Origin of the sequence: Ramlibacter sp. WS9, from assembly GCF_003797765.1 — a bacterium.
Lineage (GTDB): Bacteria > Pseudomonadota > Gammaproteobacteria > Burkholderiales > Burkholderiaceae_C > Ramlibacter.
In genome coordinates this window covers 1-8,969 of sequence record NZ_RKMB01000059.1, presented here as the reverse complement: position 1 = coordinate 8,969, position 8,969 = coordinate 1, and the positions used below count along the sequence as shown (strand labels likewise).

Sequence of the window (8,969 nt, the reverse complement as noted above, 5' to 3'; positions counted from 1 at the left end):
GCATTGCCAAATGCATTGGGTCTGACGCACTGTCGTAGTCGCATGCCCGCGCAGCGAGCACTGATGCGGCCTGCAGGCGCATCGTGCATGCACGTCCAGTGCTTTGCGAAGTGCAAATTTTCCGAAGCGGGGTTTTGCGCCTGCGGCGCCAGCGGCTAAGGGAAGAAGGCGGAGAGGCGGCGGGGCACACCTCCGCATGCCCCGCGTGTTGAAGTTAACGGAGGAAGATGAAGGCGAGCCAGAGTACGACAGTCGCGAGCGCGACCACGTGCTTCGGCTGCACCTTGACCTTCACGGTGAACGTGATGTCCATGCGCGATTCCTTGAATCTTGTTGCTCGGTGCCGTTAGGCGCTGCTGAGCCATCTCGGAGGCTCTGCCGAAGCAGGAGATAGAGCGATCCAGTCGCTCGGACTGTGTCGGGAGTCCGTACCGAAGCAGGAGATAGCGCGATCCAGGCGCGCGGGGCATTTGACGGAAGCCCTCACCGAGGCAGGAGATTGAGCGATCCAGACGCTCGAACATTTGCCGGAAGTTCGCACCGAGCAGGGAATGTCGTTTCCCAGAGACGCGGTTGCAGTGTAGCGCCTTTCCACAGAGCCGTGTGAACCTACTCGTTCGCGTCGTTTGGACGATCGTGGCGGGGCACGACGTTCCACTTGGTCCGTTCTCGTCACGCGGCTTGCGCCTGGTCGGCGATCGAGGCGCAGCATCACGCGGGCAAGCCGCGCGCCGTCACTACACCCGGGCCGGCGTGGCGATCGCGCTGCGGACGCGGACCTGTTGGCCACCGCTCGAACAGCCAGGCCAGGCGCTTCGCGCAGGGCTGGGAAGCAGCCTGCAGCGGGCATCGAGCCCGCCGCAGGCTGGCAGGCGCCGCGGGGTGAATTGGCTGCGCCAATTCAACATAACGGGGCGTTGCCCAAAGTGCCGCAGTCGCGCGCCAGGCGCGCTTGGTGCCGGCACCTCGGCCGCTTCGCTTCGCCGGCCCTTGCGGGTTTAGGCAACACCACGTTATGTCTGGCGCCGCCGCGTCGCCTGCAACACCATGGCTCGTGCGCGCGAAGCGCGCAGGTCCACGGCATGCGCGCCTGCGGCGCGAGCACCACGCATTCAATGCCCGCCCACCCCGCGCCGCACACGCGGCAGCGGCTCGCCGTCCTTCGCCACTGCCGCTTACACGGCGCTCCCTTGTGCTTCGCGTGGCACGCCCGCTCGCGAGAGCCCTACGCGCGGCTTCGCCGCGCTCGGGGGAACAGCCGGCAGCTAAGGAAGGAATGCGCGGGAGTTTTTCATCTGCCCAAGACCAGGTGTTTTGGTCACGGTCCGCCGTGCCACGCCTTCTCTTTTAGCCGCTGTGTTCCCCCCGAGCGCGGGGCCGCGCGACACGCGCCATCGCCGACACCGCTCGTGCTCGACGACCTTGAATGCGAGGAAGCTGCTACGATGCGCTGGTCGGTCTTGACGGATCGACGTTCATCGCAACTTTTGGCCTGACGGCCTTGGAGGAATCCTATGACGACAGAAGTCGGCATTCAATCTCTTTTTCCCTCTCTCGAAGCTAAGGCTGCACGCCTACACACAGCTTCCGACTCCGCTAACGAGCTTCTTTCCAGTATCGAGTCTCGGCTTATCCAGCTGAACTTGGGCGTGGAAGTTTGGTTCAGTCGGCCTATTGACAGCACCGACCAGGAAGGCGATATCGGTCCGAACGAAACCAGCTCTCACGTGGTGCAGATTCTGGGTTTCGCGAAGGCCGAGGGCAAATGGTCTCTCGCTGTGAAGCCGATGCGAGCCGTATCGGGCTTCTTCCAAGGCGATATGGACTGTCCGTTCGTGAACCACTATGCGGACGGCCCAGTCACACCATTGCTGAAGGCCTCCCGAGCGCTGCGCATTTCGGCAATGACCGTCATGCCCGAGTTTCTGGTCGAGATCGAGAAGCGCGTTGACGAACTCGTTGACAGCCTTGATGGCGCAGCTTCGAAGATCCAGCCTGCGCAACATCCGAGTGATGCCGATGGGACTCTCGTGGACGATGGTGATAGGACCCGAGCGCGGCGAAGCCGCGCGCAGGCGAGTCTCAACCGAGCGCTGTAGCGCGTAGGCACAAGGGAGCGCCGCGCTAGCGGCAGCGGCGAGGACGACGAGCTGCTGCCGCGCGTGTAGCGCGGGGTGGGTGGGCATCGTCTTCATGATGCTGCGCGCGCAGCGCGCCTGGCTACGTGACCTGCGGCTTTAGCCGCACTGCCCAGGGTGTTGCAGGCGACACGGGGCGCAAGACATAACGGGGATTGCGTCCAGCGGGACCACCAAGCGCGCCCTGCGCGCGACTGGGCACGCTGGGTGCAATCGCCCGTTATGTTGAATTGCGCTTCGGCGCAATTCACCCCGCGGCGCCTGCCAGGCCGGGGCCGGCTCGATGCCGGACCTGGCCTGCATCTCAGCTCTGCGCGAAGCGCCTGGCTTTGACTTCGCAGCGGTGGAGCGCCCGCCGCATCCGAGGTCGGCGCGGCGTAGCGACGGCGCGCGGCTTGCAGCACGCCCACGCGCCTCGATCGCCAAAGGCCCAGCAAGCCGCGTGACGAGAGCGGTCCAAGGTGCCAGCAGCGTCTCGCATGCGTTCAGCGGTGCGCTGGCGCATCCGCCTGGAACGCCTCCTGATCGGCCTCGTCCTCCAAGGCCTCCAGAAGGTCCGCAGCGGCGCGATCGGGGTCGGGCTGGGGCGCTGGCATGTCCAGCGCCATCTGCGCGCCTCTAACGCGCCTCCTGGCGCCCGGGTGCGTCATCGCGTGCACTTGCTGCAGCTGGCGGATTGCCACCTGCGTGTAGATCTGCGTGGTCGAGATTTCCGCATGCCCGAGCATCGCCTGGATGTGGCGGATGTCGGCGCCGCCTTCGAGCATCAAGGTCGCCATCGTGTGGCGGAACAGGTGGCAGCCACCGCGCTTGCCCAATTCGGCCGCATCGACGCGCCTGGCGATCACGGTGGACAGCCACATGGGCGAGAGCGGCATGCCCTCGTTGCCCAGGAACAGCGTCTTGTCCTGGGCGTTCCAGGCCAGATCTTCGCGGGCGCGTTCCAGATACTGGCGCAGCCAGTGCAGCGCGCGCTCGCCCAGCGGCACCATGCGGTCCTTGCCGCCCTTGCCCTCGCGAATGAGGACCACGCAGCGCTCGGCATCGACGTCGCCCAGTTCCAAGCGCGCAATCTCCGTTCTGCGTATGCCGGTGGCGTAGAGCATCTCCAGCATCGCCCGATCGCGCAGGCCCACCGGTGTGCCCAGCTCAACGCAGGCCATCACGCGCTCGACCTCGCCGGCGGTGAGCACGACGCGAGGCAGGCGCTTCAACTTGCGCGGCAGCTCCAGGTCGGCCGCGGGGTTCGCCGGGATTTGTCCGCTGCGCGTGAGCCACTTGAAGTAGCCGCGCAGCGGCACGAGCTTGCAGCGCTGGCTCGCGATCGACAGCGGCTCGCCGTTTCGCTTGCGGTAGTGGTACAGCCAGCGCTGGTAGCGCTCGAGCACCGCGCGTGATACCTGACTCGCATGCACCAGGCCACGCTCGCTGGCCCAGTCGATGAAGTCATTGATGTAGCGCGCGGCCGTCGCCATGCCTTGCGGCCGGTAGCCGCGCACGCCCAGGTGTTCGAGGTAGCGCGCGAGCGCACCGGCCAGGCCGTGCGTGTCGTTCGGACCGAGGCTGCTCACGGCCGGCACCTCAATGTGCAACTACGACAGCGGCTAAGGAAGGAGTCGCGCCGTTCCTGATACGCGATTTAGCGTTGCTCGCGGCTGCATCGGGCGAAGAGCCAGCACTGGCGCGGGTTTGGATGGCATCCACCCCACCCCGGCCACCCCCCGACCGGAGGCCGACCGACCCCCGACCAGACCCCGACCGAATGCCTTGCAGGGCCGACCGGGTTGTGTCGTAGTCGTGTTTGTCGTCGAGAGTGGCCACGTCCAGCAGGCCGTTGACGTGCGCCTGGTCGTCGTCCTCGGCCGAGCCGTCATAGACCAACTCGTACTCGCAGGCCAGGCCGCGCCGGTGCATCGCCACGTACTCCAGCTCCACCAAGCGCGCCAGGTGCACCTTGAGCTGCGTGTCTCCCCAGTGCACGGCCTCGCGCAGCTGCCGGCGCGTGAAGCGCACGTCGCTCTGGCGCAAGCGCCGATCCGCACACTGCGCCTGCACCCAGGCGCGCGTGAGGACGAGCAGCTTGCGTGTCTGCGGTGGCAGCTCGTCCAGCGTGCGGCCCAAGACCTCGTGCGCGACCTGGTTGGCCAGGGCAATGTCGGCCTTGGTCACTTCGATGTATGCGAGTTGCTGGCCGGCGTGCTCCACCGTCTTCACTTCGCGCTGGTGCTGGTGCAGCAGCGCGATCGCGCGAATCAAGGTCAGGTACTTCATGTGGTCGCGCCGGGTACGGGTCTTGTCCGCCAGGAAGGTGAGGCGATCGGCGTAGGGATTGACCACTGCCACGCCGGCGAGCAGGCGCTGTGCGTTGTGGTGCAGCGCCTGCAGCTGCTCGCGGCCGGCCGACTGCAACAGGCCTTCGAGCGTTTGCTTTTGCCGCTGGCGCGCGTGGATCGCGGCGGTCTGCTCGCGCGATTCGTTCACGCTGAGCACCAGGCAGCGATTGAGCAACTCCTCGTCGACGTCGATCGCGGTGGTGGTGAGCATCAGCATCACCGGGCCCTTGACGGTGTACTGCCTGGTCATGAGGTTGCCGCTGGCCTCGTCCTTCGCGGTGGACGCGATGGTGAGTTCACCATCCGACTGCAGCAGCTTTAACGCATACGCAGCCTGGCGCACGCCTTCCTCCTCCGCGATGGCCAGGATCTTGTGCGAGAGGTTGTTCTCGCCCAGGTAATACAAGCTCTGGCCAGTCATCGCGCTATAGCGGATGCGCTCTTCGGGCGGCACCAGGCCGAGCACCGCATCCATCAACGCGCTCTTGCCCGCGGCGCTGGTGGACTGGATCAACACCGCCAGCGGCGCATCGAGCTTCCTGCTTACCGCGGCCAGGTACGCGGCCATCAGGTTCATGTCTTCGCCCACCACGCCCAGGGCGTGCAGGTCATCCACGATGCGCCGCATGAGGTCCGGCGCGCGCAGCAGCTGTAGGGCCTTCTCTTCTTCATCGGCCGATAGGATCGGCGCGGCCGGCGTCGTGGGTTTGCGCGTCTGCGTCATCAACTCGTCCTGCAGGCCTTCGAGTTTCAAGAGCATCGCGCCCAGCTCGCGCTTGATCACGTCTTCGCCCAAGCCCAGCTCGATCGACGCGGCGCGCAGGAAGCTCGCGCGGCTGCGCGCGGCGTACAGGTCCAGCGTGTCCACGAAGTAGCCGCCCTGGGCCGTGCGCACTTGCACGTTCACACGCATGGCCTCGGGGGTGAGATTCTTTTTCCAACCCCGGATGCGCCAGCTGCAGGCGGCCGCTTCGAGCTGCACTTCGTCGGGCAGCGCGCCGATCGGCTCGGCCGTGATCGTGGGCGCTACGCTCGCAGGCACCGCGGCTAAGGAAGGAAGCGCCGGCGTTTCTTCCTTGATAGGCGGCTGTTCTGGCTGCGTGTCCACAGGCGCCCGGCCACTGCCCACCCATTGCGCCTGGCGCAGCACCAGCGCCAAAGCCTGCGCCGGCGGGCTCATCTTGCGCGCGAACTCGTTGACGTCCATGCCCTTGGGGAACTGCACGCGCAAGACCTCGAAGCCTTCGGCGATCAACTCCTTGGCCAGCTTCTCGGCCGCGCGTTCGCCCGGCTCGTCACGGTCGTAGGCGATCAGCACGCGCTCGATGCCGTTGTCCTTGAAGGCTTGGAGGATGTCGGCGGTGAAGCCCTCGATGCCGTAGCTGCTGGTGACGTTGGTGAAGCCATGGCACCAGCAGGTGAGCGCGTCGATCAGCGCTTCGCACAGGATCACGTCTCGCTGGCCTGGCTCGCGGCGTCCAGCGTCCTGCACGCCGGCCAGGTTGAACACGCCGGCATGCGGGCCGGGCAGGTACAGGTGCTTGGGCGTGCCGGCGCGCAAGTCGTCGCGGAGCTTCCGGCCGTAGACCTCGACCACGTTGCCGGCTTCATCGAACACGGGGATGACGAGACTGCCATTGAAGTGCTCGTGGCCGCTCTCGCGAATCAGGCCGATGCGCTGCAGGCGCTCGCGGATGACGGCGCCCTCAGCCCGGTTCTTCAACGGCAGGCGCAGGCCCAGCGTCCTGTCGGCCACGCCGAGCTTGAAGGTGTCGATGAGCGCCGGATGATCCAGGCCACGGCTCTTGAGATACGCCCGCGCTTCGGCATCTTCCTTTAGCCGCTGGTAGTAGTAGTCGATGGTCTGCGCGACCAGCGCCTGATCATCGGCGTCCAACGCCACCGGCGCCGGCAGCGCGCGCGTCGTGGTCACCTTCTGAGGGGAACCGGCAGCTAAGGAAGGATCCGCCTTCAAGAGCTCGATGGCGTGGCGGAAGCTCACGCCCTTGCTCTTGATCACCCAGTCGATCGGCCCGCCGCCGATCTGGCAACCGAAGCAGTGCCACAGGTTCTTGTGCGGCGTGATCACGAGGCTGGCTTCGTCGTCCTCGTGGAACGGGCACTTGCCCAGCAGGTCCTTGCCGCCTTTCTTGAGTTCCACCCCCGAGGCTTCGACCAGGCGCTGCACGCTGATTTCATTTTTTAGCTGCTCAAGCTCTGCTTGGGGGATGCGCGCCACGGGTGGTCCTCCAGGGTCTTACCCGAGCGCTTCATGGGGTCAATCGGCGCAAACAGGCGTTGAAATAAATAACTGGTTTGCAGTCTACGCCATTTTGGCGTATCGTCAACGCCAGTTCATTGACCCGGGGGTATCGTCATGGTGTTGCAATCGCATTGGCACGCAGTCATGACCGAAGACGAGAAGGACTATTTCAAGCTGCTGGGCAGCCGCATCGCGCAGCTGCGCAAGGCCCAGGGCCTGACGCAAGTGCAGTTGGCCGAGGCGCTGGAGATTTCCCAGCAAGTGGTGGCCTCCTACGAGATCGGCCGCCGGCGCATTCCGGTGTCGATGCTGCCGGACCTGGCACGCGCCCTGGCCGTGGGCCTTGACGAGCTGCTGGGCGAGACAGCCAAGGCCCGCGCCAAGCGCGGCCCGGCTCCGGTGTTGGCGCGTCACATGGAGCGAATCAGCGCGCTGCCCAAGCCCAGGCAGAAGCTGATGATTCAGGTGATCGAGTCGATGCTGGCGTCTCCCTCGCGCTAGAGGGAACGAACGAAGGGCCGCTGTCGCGGCCCTTGTTTTTTTTGGATCCCCAGTCCTTAGCGGCTAAGGGGTGAGAGAGAGGTTTTTCTCTTAAGAAGGAACACGCTCCAACTCAATGCCGAGAGGCTTGAGTTGCGGCTCTCTGTCCTTCAGCTCCGAGTCAGTGAACCGGCCCAGCTCGATGACACCTTCGTCTCGAATCTTCCGCAGCAGCGAAACAGCAGAGAGGGATTTCAACCGAGGGAACAGCACCTGCATCTCTCCAATCTGGCTGGCCGTCGGCTTTGAAGTCCAGCGAGCCATGACAGTGAAGACCGGAGGTAAGTCCGCAGGCAATACCGGATCAACACCAGGCTTGTAGACATGCATGGTTTCTTCTTTGCCGCAAGCATCGCAGCGCCAAGTCTCCAATGCGCCCAAGCGCTCGACGACAGTCCAGCTCTCAGCGCCGCAATTCAAACATTTCGCCATGTTGTCACTCTACCAGGGCCAGTTGGGATCGGGCCGAACACCTCGGTAAACAGGGTGCCTGCTCAAGAGGTCGTAAAGGCCGTTATCGCTCAGCGACCTTGACCAATGTCCTAGATCAACCGCACCTTGATTTTTGAAGGCCTGGAACTCATGACCGAGGTTGTAGTTTGCACGGCTTAGCCCTTGCATGAAGTGCGTAGCTTCATGGGTCGCATAGCCGGCAGCCTGGGCGGGAGTTGAGAATGCATTGCCATAGAGCTCTATCTCCTTGGTACCAAATCGATACAGACCACCGAGGCCCTGCTTTGATGGGTCTTGCGCGAAGATCTTCACATCCAGCTTGCCGCGGCTCAGAAGCTTCGCCGTGGCCAATGACTCGGGGGTCTCTGCTTGGCGAAGAGCGCGAATCAATGATGCGCGAGAGACGTCGCCAGATTCGGCCGCTAGGCGGCCAGGATGCATTGCGGCGGCGGCCTCAGCAGAAGCTCCACCAGACCTTAGGCCCGTGCTGACGCCTGCGGATGGCAGCGCTCGCAGAGCCAACGGCGCGCTTCTGGTCAGCGCGAGTGCGCCCACCCCCTTCAGGCCCAAACCAGCGACCGGCCCACCAGCGGCCGTCAGAACTGCACCTCCGACGCTCCGCGGGAAGAATTGCGCGGCAAGGTACTGAGGGAAGTTTCCGTTTTCGACTGCTCGGTCCTCAGCGTTACTCACCAACGCTGCAAGACGCTCGTTTGATCCCCCGTACACCTGGCGAATCATTCCTTCTGTTTCGGGATTGGTACCCCGATTCACCGTGTGCGACGTCGGCAGGAGAGGCTGACCAGATGCGTCGGCCACCGCCCACGTCGTTGGCCAGTCGCGCCAACTCTCGATGTATGTCCCTGTGTTCGAGTTGAAGGAAACGCTGCGATCGTATTTGACACTGCCGTCGAGCGGAGCGTAAGCGGCCACGCGGTCGTATACCGTATTGCCCGCGTCATCGACGCGACGCGTTGACCTGTAGCCCACTGTCGGCTGCTGGCCGGCGCGTGCCGTTTGCTCACGCCAGTTGTCGACCCACTCGGGCTGTTCGAGTTTGGGACTGCCCATGCGATCCAAGCCACTCGTGTTGTCCGTGAAGAACTCCGGCGCCGCAGCGTCGTCGACCCCCGGCACAAAGTACGAACCGCTGCCAAGTTGTCCAGGCTGCAGCCCAGCCTGCGCTTGTTGGCCAACACCCCAATTCGCCTCCGCCAACGAAGACCCCAGTGCATTGCCAAA

6 protein-coding genes are annotated in these 8,969 nt (G+C 64.7%); 2 read left to right on the top strand and 4 right to left on the bottom strand.

From position 1 onward, the window contains the following. Positions 1 to 1,514 precede the first annotated feature (1,514 nt). Positions 1,515 to 2,099, top strand: coding sequence for a hypothetical protein (locus EEB15_RS32495; protein WP_141514141.1), 585 nt, complete (start codon positions 1,515 to 1,517; stop codon positions 2,097 to 2,099). Between the two features lie 524 nt (positions 2,100 to 2,623). Here the strand turns inward: EEB15_RS32495 and xerC are convergent. Together xerC and EEB15_RS32485 are read right to left on the bottom strand one after the other, a co-directional pair. After that, complete coding sequence (gene xerC, locus EEB15_RS32490; RefSeq protein ID WP_158290304.1) at positions 2,624 to 3,709, bottom strand: site-specific tyrosine recombinase XerC; 1,086 nt, start codon at positions 3,707 to 3,709, stop codon at positions 2,624 to 2,626. Positions 3,710 to 3,719: 10 nt separating this feature from the next. After that, positions 3,720 to 6,710, bottom strand: a complete 2,991-nt coding sequence (locus tag EEB15_RS32485; RefSeq protein WP_141514139.1) for a CHC2 zinc finger domain-containing protein — start codon at positions 6,708 to 6,710, stop codon at positions 3,720 to 3,722. 168 nt (positions 6,711 to 6,878) lie between these two features. On the opposite strand from EEB15_RS32485, the gene EEB15_RS32480 reads away from it, so the two are divergent. After that, complete coding sequence (locus tag EEB15_RS32480) at positions 6,879 to 7,235, top strand: helix-turn-helix domain-containing protein (RefSeq protein ID WP_141514138.1); 357 nt, start codon at positions 6,879 to 6,881, stop codon at positions 7,233 to 7,235. Positions 7,236 to 7,325: 90 nt separating this feature from the next. Here EEB15_RS32480 and EEB15_RS32475 read toward each other — a convergent pair whose 3' ends face one another. Together EEB15_RS32475 and EEB15_RS33905 are read right to left on the bottom strand one after the other, a co-directional pair. Further along, positions 7,326 to 7,706, bottom strand: a complete 381-nt coding sequence (locus tag EEB15_RS32475) for a hypothetical protein (RefSeq protein ID WP_141514137.1) — start codon at positions 7,704 to 7,706, stop codon at positions 7,326 to 7,328. Between the two features lie 9 nt (positions 7,707 to 7,715). After that, positions 7,716 to 8,969 (bottom strand): hypothetical protein (locus EEB15_RS33905; RefSeq protein ID WP_158290303.1); only part of this gene is annotated, 1,254 nt, incomplete at its 5' end.

What these genes read in the sequence shown, in the direction of transcription:
- EEB15_RS32495 (WP_141514141.1), top strand. Translation starts at nt 1,515, where the DNA reads ATGACGACAGAAGTCGGCATTCAATCTCTTTTTCCCTCTCTCGAAGCT.
- EEB15_RS32480 (WP_141514138.1), top strand. Translation starts at nt 6,879, where the DNA reads ATGACCGAAGACGAGAAGGACTATTTCAAGCTGCTGGGCAGCCGCATC.
- EEB15_RS32475 (WP_141514137.1), bottom strand. Translation starts at nt 7,706, where the DNA reads ATGGCGAAATGTTTGAATTGCGGCGCTGAGAGCTGGACTGTCGTCGAG.